We start from the raw sequence: 25,134 nt of genomic DNA, 5'->3' as shown, positions 1-25,134 counted from the left end.
GCGATTATCGATGCCCAGCCAGTCCGTGCTTGGCAAGAGCGTATCGTGGGTTATGAGGCGGCTATGTCTCATATATTGATTCTTGCCGCCTTAGCGGAAGAAGCCGCCGCCCTATATTCCCGCGAACCGGCCACCAACGAAGAATTTCTTGGGTTTGATTGCCGCTGTGTGACGGTGGGCGATACCGATATCGCCATTGTCACCACCGGTATCGGCAAGGTCAATGCGGGCTTGGCCGCTGGCTTGTTCGGTGTCGATGCGGATGTGATTCTCATGAGCGGAACCTGCGGCGCGCTGAACGCCAAGGCGGGCGCATATTGGATCGCCAAGGCTGTGCAGCATGATTATGGCACCGCGCATGCCAGTGGTTTCCAACGCTATCGGGCCGGTGATTGGCCGATGGGCCAGCCCAAGACGCTCAGCTTCACCGCCATGGCCGATCCCAAATTGGGCCTGCCCCATGCGCATATCGCAAGCGGGGATTCTTTTGTGGCCGACCCCGTCGCTGCGGCGGAAATGCGCGATGCTTTGAATGTGCAATTGGTCGATATGGAAGTGGCGGCCATGGCACAGGCGGCAGTGAAAATGGGCAAGCCTTGGGCTGCGATTAAATCAGTGACCGATGATGCCAATGGCGACAGCAGCGGTGATTTCCGTAACAATTTGCAGCGTGCGGCGCGGCAATCTGCCGTGAAGATTGAGCAATTGGTGGCAAGCTTTCGCTGAACCACCAAGCTACACAACTCAGATGTGCGGCGGCTAAGCGACATGAACCATGTGATGCCGCGGGCGATTGGGGCCTTGCTGGCACGATATCGTCTGCACGGTGTAGCATAAGCGGCGGCCCATGGCAGGCAGGGCGATTGTTTGCGATAGTTTAGCCAGCAAAAACATCCTCTTTCTCGTCATTCCATGAATGTTCCGAGCGGCAATGCTGCCCATAAGGTGGATTGCCGCGACGAATTACATTTGCGCACTGCGGCAATTTTGTTGCTCGATATGCTGTCATCTGTTAGGGGGCCGGCGTTTCGCGGTGCTTTTAGGTGCCGTCCATTCCAAACAAGGCCCTAACGCATGTCTTTGCGCAATATCGCCATCATCGCGCACGTCGATCATGGCAAAACTACCCTTGTCGACCAGCTATTTCGCCAGTCCGGTACATTCCGAGACAATCAGCGCGTCGATGAACGTTCGATGGATAGCGGCGATATCGAAAAAGAACGCGGCATTACCATTCTTGCTAAATGCACCTCGGTAGAGTGGGGCGAAGGCGAAGAAAAGACCCGTATCAACATCGTTGATACGCCTGGTCACGCCGACTTTGGCGGCGAAGTAGAACGCATCCTCTCGATGGTTGACGGCGTGATCTTGCTCGTTGACGCGGCCGAAGGCCCGATGCCACAAACTAAGTTCGTGACCGGCAAAGCCTTGGCTTTGGGCCTGCGTCCGATCGTGGTGGTGAACAAGATCGACCGCAGCGATGCGCGTCCTACTGAAGTTCTCGACGAAGTGTTCGAACTGTTCCTGTCGCTTGACGCGAACGATGAACAGCTCGACTTCCCAATCCTCTATGCTTCGGGTCGTTCAGGCTATGTAAGCTATGATCCGGAAGCCCGTGACGGCACCTTCCAGCCATTGTTTGAAAAGATCGTTGAACATGTACCCGCTCCGGGTCTGAACACAGATGGTCCTTTCAGCTTCCTCGCCACGCTGCTTGACCGCGATAATTTCATCGGTCGTGTGCTGACTGGCCGCGTACAATCCGGCACGGTGAAGCTGAACCAGCAGATCCACGCTCTGGACGCCACCGGTAAGGTGATCGAAACCGGCCGCGTATCGAAGCTGCTGGCTTTCCGTGGTTTGGAACGTGTTCCTGTGGAAGAAGCCAAGGCGGGTGACATTGTTGCCATCGCCGGCATGACCGTGGCAACTGTGGCCAACACCATCGCTGACACCAGCGTGACGGAAGCCATTGCGGCTCAGCCGATCGATCCTCCGACCCTGTCGATGCTCTTTGCGGTGAATGATTCGCCGATGGCGGGCCGTGAAGGCAGCAAGGTAACCAGCCGTATGATCCGTGACCGCCTGATGCGCGAAGCGGAAACCAACGTGGCGATCCGTATCACCGAATCGGCGGATAAGGATAGCTTCGACGTGGCAGGCCGCGGCGAATTGCAATTGGGCGTTCTCATTGAAGAAATGCGCCGCGAAGGCTTTGAACTCGGCATCAGCCGCCCTCGCGTGCTGTTCCGTGAAGACGAAAACGGCCAACGCACCGAACCTTATGAAACCGTGATGATCGACGTGGATGATGAATTCACCGGCACCGTGGTGGAAAAGATGCAGATCCGTAAGGCGGAACTGACCGATATGCGTCCTTCGGGCGGCGGTAAGACTCGTGTGGTCTTCTCGGCTCCTTCGCGCGGCTTGATCGGCTATCATGGTGAATTTCTGTCCGACACGCGCGGCACGGGCATCATGAACCGTCTGTTCGAAAAATATGGCCCGCATAAGGGCAATATCGAAGGCCGTAAGAACGGCGTCTTGATTTCGAACGGCAATGGCGAAGCGGTTGCTTATGCCCTCGGCCCACTCGAAGATCGCGGCATCCTGTTTGTTTCGCCAGGTGAAGCATTGTATGAAGGCATGATCATCGGCGAAAACGCCAAGCCAGACGATTTGGAAGTGAACCCGATGAAGTCGAAACAGCTGACGAACTTCCGTTCGACCGGCAAGGACGACGCCATCCGCCTGACCCCGCCAAAGAAAATGACGCTGGAACAGGCTATTGCCTATATTGACGATGATGAAATGGTGGAAGTCACGCCAGAAAACATCCGTCTGCGTAAGGCGATCCTTGATCCCAATGATCGTAAAAAGGCATCGCGCAAAAAAAGCGCTTAAGCTTTTTTAGCCTTAGGAAATTCAGGGCGGCGGACTTTGGTCCTGCCGCCCTTTTTCATGCCTATGTTCCGCTGGGGCGCGGCCAGTGCTTTGGTCGGGTGACGGGGGACAAGATTGGTTTCAGATTGAAAGATATTTCCCTTTAATTTCGAGGGGAATCTTGTCGTTAATCATAACATAACGGCACCCAGGCCAAAAAAGGCAGGCGGAAAGGACGGGAAGTGGGCGGAATCGGCATAGAGTTGCGGCGGCTGCGGGCGGAGCATCATCAGCTTCGTTGCTTGTCGGACGCTATTCTGGCCAAAATCGCGCAACCATCTGCCGACGCTGCGGAGCGTTTGCAGCCATATTGGCAGGAATTTCGGACCGTCCTGATCCGTCATTTGAAATGCGAAGATTGGGTTTTATATCCCCGATTACAGTCTAGCATGGATCATGAGTTATCCGCGACGGCAACCCATATGTTCCGCGAGCTTGGCGGTCTGGCGGCGCAGCTCGAGCAGTTTGACACGCAATGGACGGCGACGGCCCGCCAGCATGATATGCAGGCCTATTTACGCGACATGCAGGCCATATTGGCGCAGGTTGATCATCGCACGGAGCATGAGGAGCAAAAGCTGTTCCCGATGGCGGCAAATGCCGATGCCGCCGGCAAAATGGCGACCAGCAGGGACAGTGCGGCCAAGGATGTCATGGGTCGGAATGGCGTTAGCCGGCGTGGGGGTGCCCATTATGGGGGCGGTCCGCACGGAGATGGAATGTCGCTTGGGCTTGATTTGATGCCCCGCCTCGCTTAGCGGCTTCGGTTATATTCCGGAGATAATGAAATGACCGATACCCCTCCCGATCGCATGTCGATCAACCCGCGTTCGCCCCATTTTGATCTGGAGGCTTTGCAACGCGGCATTGGCATCCGTTTCAAGGGCAAAGTGCGCAACGATGTTGAGGAATATAGCCTCTCTGAAGGCTGGATCCGCGTGGCGGCTGGCAAGTCTAAGGATCGTTTCGGCAATTCGATGACCATCAAATTGTCCGGCGAAGTCGAAGCTTGGTTTGAAGATGTGGCTGGCGCTGACAGCGCCTCCGCCGAAGAAGCCGACAACAGCAGCGCGGAATAATTCTGTTACAACCCCTGGGCGCATGATGTGCCTAGGGGTTATGCTTTGCTTATGATTGGCCATTTAGCCGTCATATGACGCACGAGCGCACCGAAGCATATTACGCCCCCCACGAGGCATAGCGACCACCGGAATTTCGGATGGGGAATTTCGGATTTTTGTGAGGTGGTTTTGAGGCGGCCTGTTGGGCCTGCTGAATTATTTAACGCAGCGACGAAATGACAGCGTCCAGACCATGGCCTGGTTTCCAGCCGTCTTGGGTCCAAGATGGGCTGCGACCGGAACCTTGTAGGCCGTGGGCAGCATTGCCTTCGGGATAGATAAAGCCCTGAACCGGATTGGGACGAAGGCCCAGATCACCAATAGGGGCATACCATACGCGCACCACGCTCCAGTCATTGGCCGAACTAACATCCTTGACGCGGACATTGCGTTCCACCTGACCACGGCGACCACCAATGGGCGACCAATTGGCATGATCGATCATGATTTCGCGGTCGTTCAGCACTTTGCGGACCACCGCAACATGGCCCATCGGCATGGATGATGTGCTGGCAAAGGCCAGAACAGCGCCCTGACGCGGTTCATTGCCGCGCGCATAGGTGCCAGCGGCCTGACCCCACCAGCTTTTGGCATTGCCGAACAATTGCACACCCGATTCTGCGCGAGCAAAAGGAGCGCATTGTAGATAGTCGCTGGATACGGCGGGCGTCGCAACCAACATGCCAGCAGCCATGGTCAGTGCGGCACAAGCTTTGCCGAATTTTCCGATGATGCCCACTGGTGCGACCCCTGTTTCGCGGCCACCGCATGATGCAGGGCCGTTGTGCGGGTTGGTTAGTGCGTGATTTCAGAAAATCTGCCATCCCCTTCGCGACGAACTGCATTGGTCGTGCGATGAGCAGTGCATCCTTTGCCGCAATGCTGTTTTCCCTTTGTCTCCATCGCATCAGACGAACGCGAATGAGCATCAATTAACGCGAAATCTGTTTGTTCCGTTCAAGGATGGGAGCGGGGGCGGCGGGAAAATATTGCCGGATCGACGCGGGTGTCATCGGACGACCAAAATAATATCCTTGGACATGGCGGCAACCCAAGTCACGAACCGTGGCGACTTCTTCGGCTGTTTCGGCCCCTTCGGCGATGGTGGTCATGCCCAAACCATCGGCCAGCGCGACCACGGCCCGAATGATAGCGATGGATTCCACCGATCCTTTAGCCGCGCTTGATACAAAGCTTCGGTCGACTTTGACCGCGGAAAAGCGGGCTTTGCGTAAATAGCCAAAGGATGAATAGCCCGTGCCAAAATCGTCCAGAGACAAGCGCACACCAATTGCCAATAATTGGTCCAATATTTGAACTGCGCCGCCGCCATCATGCAGGAACAGGCTTTCGGTGACCTCTATTTCCAAGCGATGGGGTGGTAAGCCACTTTGGGTCAGCGCGGACATAATAATGGATGGGAATTGGGCATTGGTCAGTTGCTCTGACGAAACATTGACCGCAACTTTTATTGGTGCGGGCCAGCTCATGGCTTCGTGGCAAGCGGTGCGCAGGACCCATTCACCAATGGCGTGAATTAAACGCGATTCTTCGGCGATGGGCACAAAGCGGGACGGCGCAACCGGACCCAATTTCGCGCTGTTCCAGCGAAGCAATGCTTCAAAACTGACCAGTTGTTCGGAATGGGCGCTGACCACGGGTTGGTAGTAAATTTGCAGTTCCCGCTTTTCCAGCGCGCTGCGTAGCTCCTGTTCCAACAGGCTGCGTTCTTCGGCTTGGGCCAGCAAAATCGGGGCAAAAGCTTCGACAGAATTTCCACCTTTTGATTTGCATTTGTACAAAGCAAGATCTGCGTTCCGAGACAGGGTTTCGACATTTTCTCCGTCTGCGGGGCCCAAGGCATATCCCGCGCTGGCACCAATGAATATTTTATGCCCGTCGACCTGATAGGGACGGCTGAGTGCCGCGATGACGTGCCGGGCATAGGCTTTGATGGAGGTGTGGCTGTCGGGGCGGCGGATGATGATCGCAAATTCATCGCTGCCCAGCCGTCCGCAGGAACAGCCGGCTTCCATCACGCTGCGCAGCCGATGGGCAACTTGGGCCAGCAATTGATCCCCCACAGCGTGGCTAAGCGTATCATTCACAATCTTGAAACGGTCCAGATTGATGATCAGCATCGCACAGCGGCTATATTGGCTCCGTGCTTCGTTCAACGCCTCGGCAAGCTCTTCATAGACGCTCAGGCGGTTGGGCAAATCCGTGAGGATATCTATACGGGCCAAGCGGGCGATATGTTCGGCGCTGCTATGTTGGTCGGTCACATCCGACCCAATGCCGCGATAGCCCAAAAATTTCCCATCGGGATCAAAGCGGGGCACGGCCGACAGCCGCCACCAGCGTTTTTGCGAACGGACGGTGACGGGTATAACAAGACTGGCGAATTTGTCCTGCTTTTGCATTTTTTTTCGCAATTTCATCAAGGCTGCGGACGGGCTTTGCTCATCCGTCATGCCTTGGGATATCAAGTCTAGCAGGCCTTTTCCTTCTAGGGCGGCGGGCGTGCTTTGCCATGCCGCCGCCCAAGTTGCAGATATTTTTTCGAGGCGATGTTGGGCGTCTGTTTGCCACATCCAATCTGCCAAGGCTTCCGTTTCCCGCATCAAAAGGGCGACGGTTTCCAGTTTTTCGCGCAATCGCGCATCCGCGACACGCATACGCAGTTGATTTTGGGCCAGATGGAAATGAAAAACGCACAGCAACAGGCCCGAACATAAGGCGACAAGCGCCAGCCCCCAATGACCGCCCGACATCATGGTGAGCGTTGCCGATAGGCTGATGGGCAAGACGAACAAGATGCACGCCAACGGAAGGCTGTGGGCCAAGATGGTAAAGGTCATCATCACGAACAGCGTGACCGCCCAATGCGCCAAGCTATGGGATAAAGGCGGGGCGGGGCCCATAAACCAAAAAGGCGCTGCCCAAGTGATGGACGCCAACACCGCCGCGATGTTGATGGACAGCCGTTTTGGCCCATCATGCAGCGCGACTTTTGCCGCTTTGCTTTGGTTGATTGCCAGCCCAGCCCATAAGCCGAGGACAAACAGGGCGGAAAGCCACACGCCCGCCATGGCCAGCGTCACATGCGCCAGCATTAAATAGCCAGCGGTGATGGCCATGATAAAACTGATGAACAGACTGAAACGCGTTTGATGGCGCAGGGACGAGCGTTGAAGCTTGTCTAGTTCCAACCAATGTTGGTCGCGCTGAGCAAGCCCCAAAATACTAAGCGGCGAGACATTTCGAAGTGTCGAAAAAAGGCGACGTCGATCTGACACATGCCAAGGGTTATCATAAGAAAGTTACGGCACGATAAGTAAAAACATTCAAAATGGTTTTATATTATATGACGGTCATTTTGGATAGAATAGAGTGCCGGTTAAAAGGGGGAAGATGGGACCAGCTTCCCCTTTCTATTTTCAGGCTGCAATTTTGAAGGGTTGAATTTCACCCGACAAATATTGGGCCCGTGCCTTGGATCGGCTGAGTTTACCAGAACTGGTGCGCGGTAGGCTGCGTGGTGGTACCAATTCGATCAGGCAGTTCATGCCCGTGATGGCGCGAACGCGGTCGCGAATATCCTCGAGCAGCTTGGCGCGCTCATGGGGGTCGCTGGTGCGGCACTGGACCAAGACGGCGGGTGTTTCCTCGCCATTTTGCGTGGTGATAGCAAAAGCAGCAATGTCACCGGATTTAAAGCCGGGCAATTGTTCCACCGCCCATTCAATATCCTGTGGCCAATGATTTTTGCCGTTGATGATGATCATGTCCTTGGCGCGGCCAACGATGTAAATATAGCCGTCTGACATATAACCCATATCGCCGGTGTCGAGCCAGCCGTCTGCCATACAGGCCTCGGTGGATTCTGGGTCACGATAATATCCGGTCATCAGCGACGGGCCGGTGCACCACACTTTGCCGACGGTTTTGTCGGGCAAAATTTGACCCGCTTCGTCGCGCACTTCGATGGTCATGTCACGAACCGCGCGGCCGCAATTGACGATCGAGCGATAGCGTGTGGGACGGTCAGCATCACCGGATACGCCGGACAATTCGGTTTCTTCGACCAGTTCCACGACAATGCCTTCGCCCGGCGGCATGATCGACACCGCCAGCGTCGCTTCGGCCAAGCCATAGCTGGGCAGAAAGGCGCTGGGCTTGAATCCAGCCGCGGCATAAACATCGATGAATTTCTGCATGACGTCGGGACGAATCATATCCGCGCCATTGCCCGCCACGCGCCAGCGCGACAGGTCGAAACGTTCCGCGACATTCGTTTGGCTGGACACGCGGCGGGCGCAAATATCATAGCCAAAGGTCGGCGAATAGCTGAGCGTGGTGCCAGTGTTGCGGCTGATCAAGTCCAGCCAAGCCAGCGGACGGCGCGCAAAATCTTCGGTTTTCAGATAATCGACCGACACTTGATTGGCGACGGGTGACAATAAGCAGCCGACCAAGCCCATGTCATGATACCATGGCAGCCATGATACACAGCGGTCGCTGTCGACCAGCTTCATGCCATGGGAGTGAGCCGCCAAATTGTTGAGCAAAGCCTTATGCGTGACCGCCACGCCGTGCGGGAAGCGTGTCGATCCACTGCTATATTGCAAATAGCAGGTCTCATTCGAATGCTGTTCCGGCAAGGCGGTTTCCACGGCGGCGCGCTGTTCAAACTCGCTCCAGTCCATGGGGGTGACATTTTTGGCGTTGGCTGCTTCCACGGCCATAGCGGCGATTTCCGACGGGAAGAACAGCATGACGGGGTCACAGCTTTCCAGCTGGACCATCAATTGGCCGACATAGGATTCGCGTCCGCCAAAGCTGGTGGGCAAGGGCAGCGGAACAGGCCAGGCACCGGCATAAATGGTGCCAAAGAATAAAGCCGCAAATTCGGGACCGGTTTCGGCCACCAGGGCCACGCGGTCGCCAGCCTTGATACCGGCTGCCAACAACCGATAAGCGGCGCGCAGGCTGTCCTGTTTTAATTCGCTATAGGGATAGGCTCTGACCAATTTGCCGCGCGGATCGTGGAAATTCAGGCCGCGTGAACCCGATGCGGCATAATCCAAAGCTTCGCCAACCGTGGCAAAGTCAGAAAAGCGGCGTGGCTGCGTGCACAGCGTGGGGGTGGGGCGCAGCGCGTCCACCATGGTTTCGGTATTTTGGGTCATAGGCGTAGCTTGATCCGGCGCAGGCGAGCGCGGGGCGGCCTTCATGTCAACGGTGCTGCTATCAACGGTGTTGGTCATGGGCGACGCGCGCGATCCTTAAAAGGTTTGAACAATGACGTCCTTATCGAGAATTCCCGATATGGCGGTTCAGATCGTTCTCAATCTGACAGGAGTGTGGCACAAACGTGGCATATGAACCATGAACGCACTCCAACGGATCGAACCAAGCGGCCACTCAATGCGGCCAAGCTTGACGAACTGGCGCTTGCCTATGTTGCGCGTTACGCGACATCCAGTGGCAAGTTGGCGCGCTATTTGTCACGGAAAGTCGCGGAATCCAAGTGGATTGATGATCAAAGCCCTGAAGAAGCCATTCAGACGGCGGTGAATCGGATGGAAGAGATGCGCTATTTGGATGATGGCCAATATGCGCGCATGCGGGGCGGCGCCATGATGCGGCGCGGCTTGGGACCAGCGCGGGTGCGGGCTCAATTGCGATTCGATGGTATTTCGGCGGAAAACAGCGAAGAAGCGTTGGATGAACTGCGCGGTGATGGCGGGTCAGATGATGATTGGGGGCAGGCCGGTGCCGATGGTGCAACACAGGCCGCGATCCGATTCGCGCAGCGCCGCCGCTTTGGGCCTTTTGCGGCGACCGCAACCGAGGATCGTGCGGTTCGGGAAAAGCAGGTGGCTGCGTTTATCCGTGCAGGACATGCGATGAATTTGGCGCGGCGGATATTGGCTTTGCCCCCCATGGACCATCCCCACCCCGACGAGGTGGCTGCGATTCTGGCGAACCAAGCCTAGGCAGGGTGACGAAGCTGGACGCGCAGGCAATGCGCCTTGCGCATAAAAATACCCAAATTTTGGTTGCTGGGCGGCAAGATGGGACGATATTTGATGCGGAAAGTGATGAAAATCCCGTTTCACGCTTGCGAAGCGATGACGCTTGGCTGTAAACGCCCCTGCTATGAGCATCTTGGGTAAGATTTTCACTTGGTGGAACGGCGCGACTGTCGGAACACTGCTGAACAGCTGGAAAAACGGCGAGCTGGTGGGCGAGGATCATCTCGGCAACCGCTATTATCGTGCGCGCAAGGGCGAACGCCGCTGGGTCATCTATAATGGTGCGAATGACGCAAGCCGCGTTCCGCCAGAATGGCACGGCTGGCTGCACCGCACCTATGATGAATTACCATCGGAAAAACATGCTGCGCGTCGTGCATGGCAGGCGGAACCCACCCGCAATTTGACCGGCAGCAAGGACGCGCACCGTCCCGCTGGTTCGTTGGAACGTGGCGGGGTGCGGGCCCATGCAACCGGCGATTATCAGGCTTGGCAGCCCGGCGCCGAGTGAGCGGGGTCAAGCTGCTGCGCCGTGGTGGCACATGGGCCGCGTTCATCGCGGCCTCTATGCTGTCTGCTTGCGGCCAGAGCGATGATAAAAAGGCCGCGCAAACCGTTCCGGTGGAACTGAAAAAAGCGGATGCGCTGCCGGAAAATTTGCAAAATATTGATGGCGTAACGCCAATGGACCAACGCATTGCACAATTGGGCTTGCTCAATAAACGCAATGGGTTGGTGACCGATTTGACCATGAAGCCGGGCACGGAGCAGCGTGTCGGCAATGTCTTGGTGCGCTTGCGCGCCTGTGAAACCACCGCGCCATGGGAAAACACGCCGGAAACGGGTGCTTTTGTGCAGCTGGTGGTCAAAAATCAGCGCGACAGCAAATGGTATCGGGTCTTTTCGGGGTGGGTGTTTCGCGAACGTCCCGAACGTAATGTGATTCAGCACCCCATTTATGATGTTTTCGTCAAAAGCTGTGCAATGACATATCCGGGCGGTGAAGCGGTGGAGCGCGCGGTGCCCAGTGATGCGGCCAATGTATCCAATGCGCCCCAGTCGCCTGCCGGAAATGGCGGTGACGGCAATGGGGCGGCGACATCCGCCGCTGCGCCGGCAACGGCAGCAGCAGCCTCGGCCCCAGCGGCGGCGGCCACTGCCGCTGCGCCGACAACGCCGTCCAGCGACCCTGCCAATAACGAATAAAGCAGTTCCACATAGCTTTGCTGTGGAATTTCGATCGCGCCTAGGCTGGCGAGGTGCGGCGTCATAAATTGACAGTCCAGCATTTGCCACCCGCCAACCCGCAAGCGCGCCACCAAATGGGCCAGCGCTACCTTGCTGGCATTGGTGCGGCGGCTGACCATCGATTCGCCGAAAAAGGCGCGGCCCAAGCTGACGCCATAAAGGCCGCCGACCAATTCGCCGCCCTGCCAACATTCGACGCTATGGGCGTAACCCAGTTCATGCAGTTGGGCATAGCTTTGGTGGATGGTCTGGTTAATCCATGTGCTGGGTCGGTCATCCGCCGCCGCCGCGCACAGCGCCATCATGCGAGAAAAACATTGATCCGTTGTGACCGTGAAATGATCGGATAGCAGTGTCTTTTTCAAACTGCGGGACAAATGAAATCCGTCCAGCGGCAAAATGGCACGCAGATGCGGCTCGACCCAGTGAATATCGGGATCGTCCGCACCATCGGACATGGGGAATATACCCTGCGCATAAGCACTGAGCAGCAACGCAGGGTCAATGACGTCCATCGCGTCCATCGCGTCCATAACCGCCTATCTTATTGCGCAGGCTTGATGAAACGCAGCGTCATGCGGTCGGACTCGCCAATCGCCAGATATTTGTCGCGGTCGACGTCTTTCAGGCTGAGCGAGGGGGGCAGGGTCCAAACGCCCTTGGGGTGGTTTTTGGTATCGCGTGGGTTGGCGTTTATCTCGCTGCGCGCGTCCAATTTGAATCCGGCGGCCACGGCATAAGCGATGACGCTGCTTTCTTTCATATAGCCGCTGCTTTGTTCCAGCGCGCTGTCCGCGTCTTCGTTCAAGCGATGCTCCACCACGCCCAAGACGCCGCCCGGCTTGAGCATGGCGTATATATCTTCAAAGGCTTTGGCGGGATTGGCCGCTGGACCAAAGCGCCAATTATGGACGTTGCGGAATGTCAGCACGACATCGGCGCTGTCGGGGGTTACGCTGGGGTTTGCGCCCGTGGCGGGAAATTCGGCGAATTGAATCGCACCATAAATATCGGGTGTTTCGCTGGCTTTTTGCTGAATGCCCGCCAGCGATTTCCAAGGCGCGGCGGCGTAAAACCTGCCAGAGGCTTTGGTGAGCGGGGCCAGAATTTCCGTATACCAGCCGCCACCGGGATAGAGTTCCACCACCGTGTCGGCTGCACCGACGCCAAAAAAGGCCAAGGTTTCGGCCGGGTGACGATAGGTGTCGCGGGCGACGTTGGCGGGGCTGCGATGCGATGATGCGACCGCTGCGACAATCGCGGCGTCCACCGCAGGCACGGCCTCCACAGCATGGGCTGCGGCAGCGGGCGCGGGGTGATGGGCATGATCATGTTCGGCATGTTGCGCGCTAGCCGCCATGGGGAAGAGTGAAACTAGGCCTAGGGCCCTTGTAACAGATAAAAATTTACGCATATCGGCACCTCGGATTTTGTGACCACGCTTTGGTCTGTTGTGCGAAGGGTTGGGTTGATATGCAAGTGTCGATGGCGTCGATTGCGGTGGCCGCGGCCAGCCTTTTTGCATGGTCCGAATTGGCGGACTGGCGGCGGCGCAACCGCAAGGACGTCGACAAGGTGGGCTTTATGCCGTGGCGCGCCATATCTTTATTGTCGATTGCGGTGGCCATTTTCGCCACCGCCCTGTGGATCAGCGGCGGTGGATTGGTGGATGTCCTATAAATGGCGTTACAGGCACGCCTCTAGAAAGGGTTGGTCGAAGCCATATTGGCGGGCCTTTTCCAACGTATAGGGACGCAGACCCAGCGAGCGATATTCGCCAATGATCTTGCCGTCCTTATCTTCGTCCAAATATTCAAATTTGAACAATTCTTGGGTCACAATCACATCGCCTTCCATGCCGATCACTTCGGTGACATTGGTGACGCGGCGCGACCCATCGCGCAGACGCTTGATCTGAACGATCATGTCGACGGAATCGGCGATCTGTTTGGAAATGGCTTCTTTGGGGATTTTAATATCCCCCATCATCACCATATTTTCCATACGGCCAAGGCATTCGCGTGGGCTGTTGCTGTGCAGCGTACACATCGACCCATCGTGACCGGTGTTCATGGCGGCGAGCAAATCGAAACATTCCTGACCACGAACCTCGCCCATGATGATGCGGTCAGGGCGCATACGCAGGGCGTTTTTCACCAAGTCGCCCATGGTGATCGCGCCATTACCTTCTAGGTTCGCTGGACGGGTTTCGAGCGGCAGCCAGTGCGGCTGTTGCAAGCGAAGTTCGGCGGCGTCTTCGATGGTTAGCACCCGCTCGCCCGGATCGATCATTTTCGACAAAGCATTGAGCATGGTGGTTTTACCCGAACCCGTGCCGCCGGAAATCACAATATTGAATCGGCTGGCCCCTGCGATTTTCAGCGCGGTGCACATTTTCTGATTCATCGCGCCCCATTGGCACAGCATATCCAGCGTGATCGGCTTGGCCGAGAATTTACGAATGGAGATAGCGGTGCCGCGCAAGGACAGCGGTGGCACGATGACGTTCACACGGCTGCCGTCCTTGAGGCGGGCGTCGGCCAGCGGGGTGGTTTGGTCCACACGGCGGCCCACCATGTTGCAGATACGCTGGGCGATTTGGAACAAATGTTGTTCGTCGCGGAACTGGATAGGGGCCAGCACCAACTGGCCCTTGCGTTCAATATAGGTTTGATAGGGCCCGTTGACCATGATGTCGGAAATGTCCGGATCGGCCAGCAATTCTTCTAGCGGACCAAAGCCCAGCAATTCGTCGACCAGCACCTTTTCCAGCGCAAATTGTTCGCGGCGGTTTAGTGTGATGCGCAGTTCGGCCAGCACCTCGAGGATGATCGGGCGGAATTCTTCGGTCAGTTCGTCTTTGGACAGGGTCGCAGCCGCTTCAGGGTCGACGCGTTCCAGCAAGCGCGGAAGGACTTGTTCCTTGATTTTGTGGACACTGGCTTCAAATCCCTGGGCTTTTTCAGGGATCATAGCCTCTGCGCTGCTGCGCTGGTCGAGGCGGGCCATGACCTCCATTTCCGGCGACAGATTTTCGGGGTTCAGCTTGGGTTCCGAATGGATAGCGGTGGTGGAAGCTGGCATTCCGCCTTGCATAGGCTTGGCAACACCAAAGGCTGGGCGTCCAGTGGTTCCAGGTCGGCGTCCGAATGCACTCATCGCTACTTCCCGTTTCCTAAATCATATCGCGGGTTGGGGTGTGGGTGATTCGCATCCCCGTCCCAACGGGGAATGATTAGGGGTAAAGTTTTGAGATTCCCCTAATGCCCCCCAATATTGAATCATCTTAACCATATTTATTCATTTGGCCAATCAAAAGGGCCCCGGCCGATTGTCCTGATTTGAACGAAAAAGGCCCGCTTCCAATGCGAAAGCGGGCCTTTTTATACCGTTAATATTCGGTGCCAATCAGTCGGCGATGCGTTCCGCCAAAATGGTCAGGCCCGCTTCGTTGACTTCGGCAAAGCCGCCTTCAACGTTGATCGCTTCGCCTTCTGAACCTTGGGTTGCATAGACGGTGATCGCGCCGTTGCGCAGCGTCGCCATGAAAGGCGCATGGCCTTCGAGCACCGAAAAGTCGCCTTCGCTGCCGGGAACGGTGACCATATAGACATCGCTCGCCCGCTCGAGGCGGGCTGGGGTGACGAGTTCGAATTTCAGAGCCATATCAGTTCTTTCAATTCCCCCTCTGCCGATAAGGCAGAAGGGGAAAAAGGAAAATTAAGCAGCGTCAGCAGCCAGTTTCGCAGCCTTGGCAACCACTTCTTCGATGCCGCCAACCATGTAGAAGGCTGCTTCTGGCAAGTGGTCATATTCGCCGTCAACCACAGCCTTAAACGACTTAATGGTGTCTTCGATCTGAACGAACTTACCGCTGATGCCGGTGAAGACTTCCGCAACGTGGAAAGGCTGCGACAAGAAGCGCTGGATCTTACGAGCGCGAGCAACCGTCAGCTTATCTTCTTCGCTCAGTTCGTCCATGCCCAGAATCGCGATGATGTCTTGCAGCGACTTATATTTTTGCAGCGTTTCTTGGACGCGGCGAGCGGTTTCATAATGTTCTTGGCCAACGATGCGTGGTTCCAATACGCGGCTGGTCGAATCCAGCGGGTCAACCGCAGGATAGATGCCGAGTTCCGAAATCGCACGGTTCAACACCGTGGTTGCGTCCAAGTGAGCAAATGAAGCAGCAGGTGCAGGGTCGGTCAAGTCGTCGGCGGGAACGTAAATGGCTTGAACCGAGGTAATCGAACCCTTGGTCGTCGACGTAATACGTTCTTGCAGCTGACCCATGTCGGTCGACAGGGTTGGCTGATAGCCCACAGCCGAAGGAATACGGCCGAGCAGAGCCGACACTTCCGAACCAGCTTGCGTGAAGCGGAAGATGTTGTCGACGAAGAACAACACGTCCTGACCTTCTTGGTCACGGAAATATTCTGCCATGGTCAGACCCGACAGAGCAACGCGAGCACGCGCACCTGGAGGTTCGTTCATTTGGCCAAACACCAGCGCAACCTTCGAACCATCGGGGGTTGGGTTGCCGTCGGCGTCCTTGGCGATAACGCCTGCATCCAAGAATTCGTGGTACAGATCGTTACCTTCACGGGTCCGTTCACCAACACCAGCGAACACGGACACGCCGCCGTGGCCCTTTGCGATATTGTTGATCAGTTCCTGAATCAGAACGGTTTTGCCCACGCCAGCGCCGCCGAACAGGCCGATCTTACCACCACGCGCATAAGGCGCGAGAAGGTCGATAACCTTAATACCGGTGACGAGGATCGCGGCGTCTGTCGATTGTTCGATGAACTCAGGCGCCTTGGCGTGAATCGGAGCCGACATGGTGCTGCCGACAGGGCCACGTTCGTCGATGGGTTCACCGATCACGTTCATGATGCGGCCCAGCGTTTGCGGACCAACAGGAACGCTGATCTGTGCGCCCGTATCGCGAACCGCTTGACCACGGGTCAAACCGTCGGTGGCGTCCATGGCGATGGTGCGAACGGTGTTTTCACCCAGATGCTGGGCAACTTCCAGAACGAGACGGGTTTCACCGTTCTGCGTTTCCAGAGCATTCAAAATAGCGGGCAGCGGGCCGTCGAACTGTACGTCGACGACGGCACCGATAACCTGTGCGACGCGGCCTGTGGCTGCGATATGGTTTTCTGCTGTTGGAGCGGTGGCCATGTGCTTCTTCCTGCTTACAGCGCTTCGGCGCCGGAGATGATTTCGACGAGTTCGGTGGTAATCGCGGCCTGACGGCTGCGGTTATATTCGACGGTGAGCCGGTTGATCAGATCACCCGCGTTGCGTGTGGCATTGTCCATGGCGGTCATCGACGCGCCTTGTTCCGATGCCGCATTTTCCAACAGACCCTTGAAGATCTGGATGGTCACGTTGCGGGGGAGCAGATCCGCCAGGATCGCTTCCTCGTCGGGTTCATATTCGACCGTTGCGCCGCCAATCTCTTCCACCGCAGCCGGAGCGGGCACGGGGATGATTTGTTGACCGGTGGCTTCTTGCAACAAAGCCGAACGGAATTTCGAATAGAAAAGATGCGCGACGTCAAAGGCGCCGGCCTCATACATGTCCGAAACCTGTGCGCTCACGTCGCGGGCTTCGTCAAAGCCCACGTTGCGAATGCCAGTGGTTTCATAATGTTCGATGATCTGCCCAGGGAACAAACGGTTGATAACCGGACGACCCTTGCGGCCTACCAAGAAGAAGCTAACCTTCTTGCCAGCGGCTTGCAGTTCATAGGCTTTGTCGCGAGCAGCCTTAACGATGTTCGCGTTGAACGCACCGGCCAGACCACGGTCGCTGTTCAAGACGACGAGCAGATGATGATCATCTTTGCCCGTGCCCGAAAGCAAACGTGGTGCGCTGTCCGCTGTACCCACTTTGGTTGCCAAGCTGGCCACAACGCCTTCGAGACGCTCGGCATAGGGACGCGCAGCTTCTGCGGCGGCCTGCGCCTTACGCAGCTTGGCGGCGGCGACCATTTTCTTGGCCTTGGTGATCTTCTGGGTCGATTTGACCGAGGTGATCCGCCCTTTGAGTTCCTTAAGCGATGCCATTCCGGCCCCTCTTATTCGTCAGCCCGATGTTGCCATCGGGCTGAGAGCGACAGAATTACGCGAAGATTTTTGCGAAAGCGTCAAGAGCCGCAACAAGGCCCTTCTTCGCTTCGTCACCAAGATCCTTGGTGTCGCGAATGGTCTTCAGCACGTCGGCGTGGTCGCTGCGCAGATAAGCGAGCATCGCGCCTTCATAACGGTTCACGTCGTTAACGCCCACGCTATCCAGATAGCCGTTGGTGCCAGCGAAGATCGAAGCCGTTTGTTCTTCGAACGGCATCGGGCTGAACTGAGCCTGCTTCAACAGCTGCGTGAGGCGTGCACCACGGTTCAGCAGCTTTTGCGTCGACGCGTCCAGATCCGAACCGAACTGAGCGAAAGCTTCCATTTCGCGGTACTGAGCCAGTTCCAGCTTAATCGAGCCCGAAACCTTCTTCATCGCCTTGGTTTGTGCGGCCGAGCCAACGCGGCTAACCGACAGACCAACGTTAATGGCAGGACGGATGCCCTGATAGAAAAGGTTGGTTTCAAGGAAGATCTGACCGTCGGTGATCGAAATCACGTTGGTTGGAATATAAGCCGAAACGTCACCAGCTTGGGTTTCAATGATCGGCAGAGCAGTCAGCGAACCCGAGCCATTGGCTTCGTTCATCTTTGCAGCGCGTTCCAACAGGCGGCTGTGGAGATAGAAAACGTCACCAGGATAAGCTTCACGTCCTGGAGGACGACGCAGCAACAGCGACATTTGGCGATAAGCCACAGCTTGCTTGGAAAGATCGTCATAAACGATCACAGCGTGCATGCCATTGTCGCGGAAGAATTCGCCCATCGTCACACCGGTGTAAGGTGCGAGATATTGCAGAGGAGCGGGTTCCGAAGCGGTTGCAGCAACCACGATCGAATATTCCATCGCGCCATTTTCTTCGAGCTGACGCACGATCTGCGCAACCGTCGAACGCTTTTGACCAACGGCGACGTAGATGCAGTACAGCTTCTTCGATTCGTCGTCGCCAGCATTGGCGTCTTTTTGGTTGATGAACGTGTCGATGGCGACAGCGGTCTTACCGGTTTGACGGTCACCGATGATCAATTCGCGCTGGCCGCGGCCAACAGGAACCAAGGCGTCCAAGGCCTTGAGGCCGGTCTGCACAGGTTCGTGAACCGAGGTGCGTGGGATAATGCCGGGGGCCTTGACTTCAACGCGCATGCGCTTGTCAGCGACGATGGGACCCTTGCCGTCGATCGGGTTGCCCAGACCGTCAACCACGCGGCCCAGCAGGCCCTTGCCAACGGGAACGTCCACGATGGTGCCGGTGCGCTTTACAACGTCACCTTCTTTAATTTCGCTGTCCGAACCGAAGATCACGATACCAACGTTATCGGCTTCGAGGTTCAGAGCCATGCCCTTTACGCCATTGGCGAATTCGACCATTTCACCAGCCTGAACATTGTCCAGACCATGAACGCGGGCGATACCGTCACCGACGGAGAGCACCGAGCCGATCTCGCTGACCGTGGCGTCGGTTCCGAAATTGGCGATTTGGTCCTTAATGACCTTGCTGATTTCAGCGGCGCGGATTTCCATTGTTTAGCCTTTCATCGCCTGCGCGAAGCTGTTGAGACGGGTACGGATGCTGCCATCGATCAGTTGGCTGCCCAACTGTACGACGAGGCCGCCGAGAATGGCGGGGTCAACGTGGGTCGCGATTTGAACATCACGGCCAACGCGGGTTTTCAAATTGGCTGCCAGCTCGGCGAGCTGGGCATCGCTGAGCGGGTGAGCGCTGGTGACCTTGGCGGTCACTTCGCCCTTATGGGCCGCCACAATGGCGCGATAGGCGTCCATCATGCCGCCGACATCGGCCAAACGACGATTCGCCGCCAGCACGCCCAAAAATTTGCTCGTCAGCGAATCAAGACCGAGCGAGTTCGCCACCGCTGCAATGGCAGCGCCAGCTTGGTCGCGGCCAACCACAGGGCTGGAAACCAGCGCCTGTAGATCAGCAGAGTCGGTCAAAGCCTGTGCCAAAACAGACAAGCTGTTCTGGACATTATCGATTTCATTGGATTCTTTGGCCAGATCGAACAGGGCGCTGGCATAACGACCCGCGAGTCCTGCTGTGATACTGCCTTGAATGCCGCCGGAATTCTCCACGCGCGAAGTCCTTTTCTACGATCCCGGGTGGGGATTGGTCGCTCGGGTTAGTCGGACACGTCGAGAATATCCCCCCGCAGCGAAGTCGCGGCGCGCCTAGCAATGATTCAAAAGCAATGCAAGGCGGCACAGCAACTTGGGGTGGAAAGCACGACCAGTTGGGACGGAATTTGGACTGTTGGGCAGCGTCATAATCGCTAGCATCCATCGTCATAAAGATCAGTCGCTGTAGCAATCATAAGCGGTTGCGCGGGGAAGTGAGGATGGGAGCAGGAAATGAAGGGGCAGATAGAAAAAATCCGCATGGGCGATGGAGCCGAAATTGCGGTTTATCATGTTCAGCCATGGGATGCGCCAGATGGCGAGAAAAATGGAGGGGGCGCGAGCGCCACGGGGCGCCGAGGCGGACTGATTCTGTTGCAGGAAATATTCGGGGTTACGGAACATATCCGCGAATTGGCCGATGAATTTGCCGAAGCGGGCTATGAGGTGCTGGCCCCCGCGCTGTTCGACCGCGAGCATCCCGGATTCGAAAGCGATTATAGCGGGCCAAATTTTGAACGAGCGATGCATTTGGCCCGCGACCTGCATCCCTTTGAACAAAGCGTGCGCGACGCCCAAAGCTGTGTGGACCGACTGGCCGACGCCGGACCCGTTTTTGTGGTCGGTTATTGCTATGGCGGGTCGGTGGCTTGGCGGCTGGCCCAGACCAGCCCCAATTTGGCGGCGGCATCCTGCTATTATGGCAGTTTGATTCCCAAAGATTTTGCGGCGGACGCGCCCTTATGCGCCACCATTGCCCATTTTGGCCGCTTTGATGGCGGCATCGCGATGGACGGCGACACGGGCGTCGAGGCCTTGGCGCAGCGCGATCACCCCACCGCGCAAATTTTTGTCTATGAGGCGGGGCACGGCTTTAACAGTGATCGGCGCAAAGATTATCACGCCAACAGCGCCGATCTGGCGTTACAGCGCACATTGATGCTGTTTCAGGCCTGTGGGGGATAAGAGCGCTGGTCCCCCACGGCTGGATGATGAAGAGGCTGAGGCCGCCGCCTTATTGCGCGGCGGCTTTCAATGCTGCGTCCGATGCTGCCTGACAGCGATAGACCAGACGTTCATTGGGCGAGGGTGGCAGGACGGAACGGATGGCTTCTTGCTGCAGGGTCAAGGACGCCAGATTGTCTGCATTGGCGGTGCAGCCGTTGACGGACAAGCCACTGCGCACGGTGCGGGCCTGCGCCATTTCCTCGGCGCTGAGCAAATAGCGGTCGACACGGTAATTTTTGCCGCTGCTATCAAAGCTGGCAACGGTGACGGTCGCTTCTTCGTTGGGCACCAAAATGCGCTGCCAACGGCCATCGCTGCCCTCGGTATATTGGGTGCGGCCATTTACGCAGCCTGTGCCGCTGATGCGGACGGGAACGTCATTGGTGGCGGATACGGTAATGCGGCTGCGGTCGGGTTGAATGGTGCACAGCAAATTACCGCTCGGCAATTTGGGGGCTTCGCTGGTTTGAACTGGCGCGGCGGGCAAATCGGATTCATCGGCCGTGGCGTCAGGGCGGGTCAAGAAAACGACCAAGGCGATCAGCATCAAAGCCGCGCCAATGCCGCCTGCTATCCGCATATTGCGTTGGTTTTTCTGGCCATAGAAAATCAAGGCTGCGCCAGCACCCAAGGCCCCTAGCACGAACAGCACGCCAGCCATCGCCATGCGATTCTCGCGTGTGGTGCGGGCCTCTTGCTCCAATTCGGCCAATTGGCGGTTCCGAACGCTTTCTTCCTTGGCCAAGCGGGCGTTTTCGGCGTCCGCCTGTGCGCGTGATTCCGCGTCCATCAATTGGCGTTCGCGGGCATCGGCGTCGGCCATCGACAAGCAGGACGCCCCCACCGATGTAAATTCTTGGCGGGATTCGCCCAAAAAGCGCGTCAATTCCCGTACCGAAATAGCAAAGCCAAAGGGCGAATCGCCATCATCGGCGCGGGTGATGAAGGTGTTAATGCCCACAATACGCCCGCATTCATCTACCAGGGGGCCGCCGCTGTTTCCGCGCGAGATTTTGGCGGTGTGAACCAAGGCGGCAATGCCATCAATGGCCTGCATGTTCGAAACGCTGCCTTCGCTGCGCACGGGGCTGCGCGGAATGATATAATCTGTGGCGCTGCGTGCTGTCGCCAGATCGACATTGCCGGGATAGCCCAAGGCAACAATATCCGCGCCGGCGGCCAGCGGACCAGTATAGATAACCGCCGCTGGCAATTTGCCAGATTGCAGTTCCAGCAGCGCCAGATCGCGTTTCTTATCCAAAGAGATCAGCCGCGCGGGATAGCTTTTATCCCCTTCGGACGGGACAACACCCAAGGCCACATTGCCGGGATATTGCGCCACCGATTCGACCACATGGGCGTTGGTCAAAATGCGGTTGGGCGCAATGGCGATGCCGCTGCCATGACCAAAGCCGACGATCTCACCCTCCATCGTCGCGACGGTGACCACGCGCACCACGCTGCGCGACGCGGCGCTGATATCGTCGGCGGCATAGGTGGGTGAAAACAGGCTGATGACAGCGACGATCAAGGCAGTGATGCGAGACAGGATGATGCGTGACATGCGGCGCAAACTATCGCGCTGCTTTGGGAACGCAAGCGTTCATCGCTGTGACAAGCCGTGCTTTTTACTAAAGCTTACGCCTTCGCTTACGCCTGCGCATGGACGCCGCGCAGCGAGGCGTCTATGTTGGCCGCATGTCGCTTACCCCATCTGCCCCCATATCTTCCGCCCCATCGCCAGAACCGATTCATTGGTTGGTGATCCCCACTATTTTCGGGTCGATGCTGATCGCGGTCAGCGCCAAGGGTCTGTGCCGTTTGTCATGGGATGAGGGGGAGGAGCAATTGGCGGCCCGCTTTCCCAGTGCGCAACTGGTAGCGGGCGGTGCATGGGCTGCCGATATCGCGCCCTTGATCGCGGCGATTGTCGCGGGCGATTTTATTCTGGAACATGATCAGCCCTTGTCATTCAAGCTGGACCTGCGGGGCACGGATTTTCAGCGCCGCGTATGGGATTATTTGTTGACCATCCCGCGTGGACAGACCCGCAGCTATGCCGACATCAGTCGCGCTTTGGACATCAGCGGCGGTGACCGCGCGGTGGGCAGCGCCAATGGGGCGAATCCGGTGGCGATTATCGTGCCTTGCCACCGCGTGATCCGCAGCGATGGCAGCTTGGGCGGCTATGCATGGGGATTGGATGTCAAACAGGCACTGTTGAAACGCGAAGGGGCCCTTCAAGCCGACTTGTTCGGTTGAAGCAGATTAAGGCTCAGCCGACTTGTTCGGCTGAAGCCAATATCCACTAAACGAAACTATAAGGGTCAATATCCACGGCCAGCCGCACTTTGTTGGGGATGTCGACACGGCTAAGCCAATCCCGAATGGCCCCTTGCAGGTCGAAACTGCGCGGGGCGTGCAACAGCAAGCGGAAACGATGCCGTCCGCGCAGCATGGCCAGCGGGGCAGGAGCGGGGCCATAGACGGCCAGTCCTTCGGCAGATGGCGCTTTGTCGCTTAATTTTTTGGCGGTGATGCGGCCCAAATCCTGATCTTCGGACGAAATAATCAGCGCGGCAAAACGGCCATAGGGCGGCGCGCCTGCAAATTTGCGGGCATCGGCTTCGGCGGCGTAAAATCCATCGCGGTCACCGGCCACCAAGGCAGCCATGACGGGGGCCTCGGGCATACGGGTTTGCACCATCACCGTGCCCGCTTTCACCCCGCGACCAGCGCGCCCCGCAACCTGTGCAATTTGTTGAAAGGTCCGCTCTGCGGCGCGCAAATCGCCGCCGTCCAGCCCCAGATCGGCATCGACGACGCCAACCAGCGTCAGATTGGGGAAATGATAGCCTTTGGTGACAAGCTGGGTGCCGACAATGATGTCGACCATGCCGGCCTCTACCTCTTCGACAAATTCCGCCGCTTTGGCGGGCGACCATAGGGTGTCCGACGTAACAATGGCGGTGCGGGCCTGCGGGAATCGCAATTTCACTTCGTCGGCCACGCGCTCGACGCCGGGGCCGCAAGCCACCAGCGTGTCTTCATTGTCGCATTCGGGGCACAGGCGCGGCGGCGGCATGGTGTGGCCGCAATGATGACAGGACAGGCGATGCACCAAGCGATGTTCGACCATCCACGCCGTGCAATTGGGGCATTGGATGCGATGACCACAGGTGCGGCACAAGGTGAGCGGCGCAAAACCCCGCCTATTGAGGAAGAGCAAGCTTTGCTCGCCCTTTTTCAGTCGGTCTGCCAAGGCATCGACCAGCGGGGGGGCAATCCATGTCCCGCGATCGGGCGGGTCTTTGCGCATATCAATGGCGGTTAGTGCGGGCATGGTGGCCCCGCCAAATCGGCTCGGCAATTGGATATGCTGATACCGTCCAGCCTCCACCTGTGCCAGACTTTCCAGCGCAGGGGTGGCGCTGGCCAATACCACCGCAATGCCTTCAAAATGACCGCGCATCACCGCCACATCGCGGGCGTGATAATGGACACCATCTTCTTGTTTGAAGCTGGTTTCATGGGCTTCATCGACGATGATCGTGCCCAAATTGCGATAGGGCAGATATAGGGCGGAGCGTGCGCCCATGATGATTTTCGCTTCTCCGCTGGCAATGGCGTGCCATGCGCGGCGGCGCTCGCTTTGCCGAAGCCCACTGTGCCACGCCACTGGTTCGCAGCCAAAGCGCGCCGTAAAACGGGTCAGCATTGGCTCGGTCAGCGCGATTTCGGGCAGCAAGACCAAGGCTTGGCGGCCGTCTTCGATGGCGGCAGCGACAGCCTCCATATAGACTTCGGTTTTTCCGCTGCCGGTCACACCGTCCAGCAACAGCGTAGCAAATTTGCGCGCTTGTACCGCGCCGCGCAATTGTTCTGCCGCCGCCATCTGTAGGTCGGAAAGGATAGGCGGCGCAAATTCAGGGTCGGGCACGGGATAGGCTATATTGGCGCTGACCTGTGCGGCTTCCAGCGCGCCATGTTGAACAAGGCCGCGAATCACCGCTTCGCTGACATCGGCCAGCGCGGCCAATTCTTTGATATTGCCTTGCCGATCATCAATCGCCTCTAACGCAGCGGTGCGCTGGGCGGTCATGCGCTGGGGAAATTGGCCCGATGCGCGATATTCGGTGATCGGTTTCTTGGCATCTTGAAAGGCGACGCCCGGCAAAACCATGCGCAGCACCGAACCGGGGTGCGCTAAATAATAATGGCTGGTCCATTCCACCAAGCGGCGCAACGGCGCGGCAATGGGCGCTACGTCCAAAATTTCATAGAGGTTTCGCAGGCGGTTATCGCCCACGGGCGGCGGCGCGCCAAAACTGTCATCGTCCCACACCACCCCGCCCAAACGGCGCGGACCTAAGGGGGCAACAACGATGCTGCCAATTGGCGCTTCGCTGCCTTGGGGCACGCGATAATCCAGCGGGCCAAGGGCAGCGGTAAGGAGAAGAACGCGGGCGCGGGTCATGGAATTTCGATATAGGATGGTG

22 protein-coding genes and 1 pseudogene are annotated in these 25,134 nt (G+C 57.4%); 10 read left to right on the top strand and 13 right to left on the bottom strand.

The annotated features are described in order from the left end of the window. Positions 1 to 63 precede the first annotated feature (63 nt). From LKO31_RS10870 to LKO31_RS10855, 4 genes are all read left to right on the top strand, one after another. Positions 64 to 726, top strand: a complete 663-nt coding sequence (locus LKO31_RS10870; protein ID WP_227690543.1) for a 5'-methylthioadenosine/S-adenosylhomocysteine nucleosidase family protein — start codon at positions 64 to 66, stop codon at positions 724 to 726. 348 nt (positions 727 to 1,074) lie between these two features. Beyond that, positions 1,075 to 2,904: a translational GTPase TypA gene (gene typA, locus LKO31_RS10865; protein ID WP_227690542.1), complete on the top strand. Its 1,830-nt coding sequence runs from the start codon at positions 1,075 to 1,077 to the stop codon at positions 2,902 to 2,904. 221 nt (positions 2,905 to 3,125) lie between these two features. After that, positions 3,126 to 3,701: a hemerythrin domain-containing protein gene (locus LKO31_RS10860; RefSeq protein WP_227690541.1), complete on the top strand. Its 576-nt coding sequence runs from the start codon at positions 3,126 to 3,128 to the stop codon at positions 3,699 to 3,701. A gap of 30 nt (positions 3,702 to 3,731) precedes the next feature. Further along, positions 3,732 to 4,022 (top strand): DUF3297 family protein, encoded by a 291-nt coding sequence (locus LKO31_RS10855; protein WP_227690540.1) that lies wholly within the window; start codon positions 3,732 to 3,734, stop codon positions 4,020 to 4,022. Positions 4,023 to 4,224: 202 nt separating this feature from the next. Here the strand turns inward: LKO31_RS10855 and LKO31_RS10850 are convergent, their stop codons facing one another. The 3 genes from LKO31_RS10850 to LKO31_RS10840 form a co-directional block, all read right to left on the bottom strand. Further along, positions 4,225 to 4,797, bottom strand: a complete 573-nt coding sequence (locus LKO31_RS10850; protein ID WP_407699281.1) for a CHAP domain-containing protein — start codon at positions 4,795 to 4,797, stop codon at positions 4,225 to 4,227. Positions 4,798 to 4,996: 199 nt separating this feature from the next. Beyond that, positions 4,997 to 7,204, bottom strand: coding sequence for a putative bifunctional diguanylate cyclase/phosphodiesterase (locus tag LKO31_RS10845; protein WP_227690539.1), 2,208 nt, complete (start codon positions 7,202 to 7,204; stop codon positions 4,997 to 4,999). Positions 7,205 to 7,504: 300 nt separating this feature from the next. Beyond that, positions 7,505 to 9,256, bottom strand: a complete 1,752-nt coding sequence (locus tag LKO31_RS10840; protein WP_227690622.1) for a fatty acyl-AMP ligase — start codon at positions 9,254 to 9,256, stop codon at positions 7,505 to 7,507. 192 nt (positions 9,257 to 9,448) lie between these two features. Between LKO31_RS10840 and LKO31_RS10835 the strand changes: the two genes are divergently transcribed. From LKO31_RS10835 to LKO31_RS15110, 3 genes and pseudogenes are all read left to right on the top strand, one after another. After that, the gene (locus LKO31_RS10835) at positions 9,449 to 10,066 is read left to right on the top strand and encodes a regulatory protein RecX (RefSeq protein ID WP_227690538.1); all 618 of its coding nucleotides are present in this window, start codon (positions 9,449 to 9,451) and stop codon (positions 10,064 to 10,066) included. A 163-nt stretch (positions 10,067 to 10,229) separates the two neighbouring features. Continuing rightward, positions 10,230 to 10,616 carry an NADH:ubiquinone oxidoreductase subunit NDUFA12 gene (locus tag LKO31_RS10830; protein ID WP_227690621.1) on the top strand — a complete coding sequence of 129 codons (387 nt, stop codon included), beginning with the start codon at positions 10,230 to 10,232 and terminating at the stop codon, positions 10,614 to 10,616. A 56-nt stretch (positions 10,617 to 10,672) separates the two neighbouring features. Continuing rightward, positions 10,673 to 11,026, top strand: a pseudogene (locus LKO31_RS15110) (DUF2155 domain-containing protein); the annotation flags it as partial. 35 nt (positions 11,027 to 11,061) lie between these two features. On the opposite strand, the gene aat reads toward LKO31_RS15110, so the two are convergent. Both aat and LKO31_RS10815 read right to left on the bottom strand, forming a co-directional pair. Beyond that, positions 11,062 to 11,886 carry a leucyl/phenylalanyl-tRNA--protein transferase gene (aat, locus tag LKO31_RS10820; protein WP_227690537.1) on the bottom strand — a complete coding sequence of 275 codons (825 nt, stop codon included), beginning with the start codon at positions 11,884 to 11,886 and terminating at the stop codon, positions 11,062 to 11,064. A gap of 11 nt (positions 11,887 to 11,897) precedes the next feature. After that, positions 11,898 to 12,713 (bottom strand): class I SAM-dependent methyltransferase, encoded by an 816-nt coding sequence (locus tag LKO31_RS10815; protein ID WP_227690536.1) that lies wholly within the window; start codon positions 12,711 to 12,713, stop codon positions 11,898 to 11,900. Between the two features lie 113 nt (positions 12,714 to 12,826). Here LKO31_RS10815 and LKO31_RS10810 point away from each other — a divergent pair, with 113 nt between their 5' ends. Then, positions 12,827 to 13,033, top strand: coding sequence for a hypothetical protein (locus LKO31_RS10810; RefSeq protein ID WP_227690535.1), 207 nt, complete (start codon positions 12,827 to 12,829; stop codon positions 13,031 to 13,033). Positions 13,034 to 13,039: 6 nt separating this feature from the next. On the opposite strand, the gene LKO31_RS10805 is transcribed toward LKO31_RS10810, so the two are convergent. The 6 genes from LKO31_RS10805 to LKO31_RS10780 form a co-directional block, all read right to left on the bottom strand. After that, a complete protein-coding gene (locus LKO31_RS10805) occupies positions 13,040 to 14,512 on the bottom strand; it encodes a CpaF family protein (protein ID WP_227690534.1) in 1,473 nt (490 codons plus the stop codon). A gap of 249 nt (positions 14,513 to 14,761) precedes the next feature. Beyond that, a complete protein-coding gene (locus LKO31_RS10800; protein WP_227690533.1) occupies positions 14,762 to 15,019 on the bottom strand; it encodes an ATP synthase F1 subunit epsilon in 258 nt (85 codons plus the stop codon). Between the two features lie 54 nt (positions 15,020 to 15,073). Next, the gene (gene atpD / locus LKO31_RS10795) at positions 15,074 to 16,540 is read right to left on the bottom strand and encodes a F0F1 ATP synthase subunit beta (protein ID WP_227690532.1); all 1,467 of its coding nucleotides are present in this window, start codon (positions 16,538 to 16,540) and stop codon (positions 15,074 to 15,076) included. A gap of 14 nt (positions 16,541 to 16,554) precedes the next feature. Then, positions 16,555 to 17,430, bottom strand: a complete 876-nt coding sequence (locus LKO31_RS10790; protein ID WP_227690531.1) for a F0F1 ATP synthase subunit gamma — start codon at positions 17,428 to 17,430, stop codon at positions 16,555 to 16,557. A 55-nt stretch (positions 17,431 to 17,485) separates the two neighbouring features. Then, a complete protein-coding gene (gene atpA, locus LKO31_RS10785) occupies positions 17,486 to 19,015 on the bottom strand; it encodes a F0F1 ATP synthase subunit alpha (RefSeq protein WP_227690530.1) in 1,530 nt (509 codons plus the stop codon). A 3-nt stretch (positions 19,016 to 19,018) separates the two neighbouring features. After that, complete coding sequence (locus LKO31_RS10780) at positions 19,019 to 19,585, bottom strand: F0F1 ATP synthase subunit delta (protein WP_227690529.1); 567 nt, start codon at positions 19,583 to 19,585, stop codon at positions 19,019 to 19,021. 276 nt (positions 19,586 to 19,861) lie between these two features. On the opposite strand from LKO31_RS10780, the gene LKO31_RS10775 reads away from it, so the two are divergent. Further along, positions 19,862 to 20,593, top strand: a complete 732-nt coding sequence (locus tag LKO31_RS10775) for a dienelactone hydrolase family protein (RefSeq protein WP_227690528.1) — start codon at positions 19,862 to 19,864, stop codon at positions 20,591 to 20,593. Between the two features lie 49 nt (positions 20,594 to 20,642). On the opposite strand, the gene LKO31_RS10770 is transcribed toward LKO31_RS10775, so the two are convergent. Further along, positions 20,643 to 22,199 (bottom strand): S1C family serine protease, encoded by a 1,557-nt coding sequence (locus tag LKO31_RS10770; RefSeq protein ID WP_227690527.1) that lies wholly within the window; start codon positions 22,197 to 22,199, stop codon positions 20,643 to 20,645. Positions 22,200 to 22,333: 134 nt separating this feature from the next. On the opposite strand from LKO31_RS10770, the gene LKO31_RS15105 reads away from it, so the two are divergent. Continuing rightward, a complete protein-coding gene (locus LKO31_RS15105; protein WP_320443494.1) occupies positions 22,334 to 22,897 on the top strand; it encodes a methylated-DNA--[protein]-cysteine S-methyltransferase in 564 nt (187 codons plus the stop codon). A gap of 46 nt (positions 22,898 to 22,943) precedes the next feature. Here LKO31_RS15105 and LKO31_RS10760 read toward each other — a convergent pair whose 3' ends face one another. Next, positions 22,944 to 25,112 carry a primosomal protein N' gene (locus LKO31_RS10760; protein ID WP_227690526.1) on the bottom strand — a complete coding sequence of 723 codons (2,169 nt, stop codon included), beginning with the start codon at positions 25,110 to 25,112 and terminating at the stop codon, positions 22,944 to 22,946. Between the last annotated feature and the right edge of the window lie 22 nt (positions 25,113 to 25,134).

Source organism: Sphingopyxis yananensis (genome assembly GCF_020687785.1).
Lineage (GTDB): Bacteria > Pseudomonadota > Alphaproteobacteria > Sphingomonadales > Sphingomonadaceae > Sphingopyxis > Sphingopyxis yananensis.
This window is presented reverse-complemented; position numbering and strand designations above follow the sequence as displayed.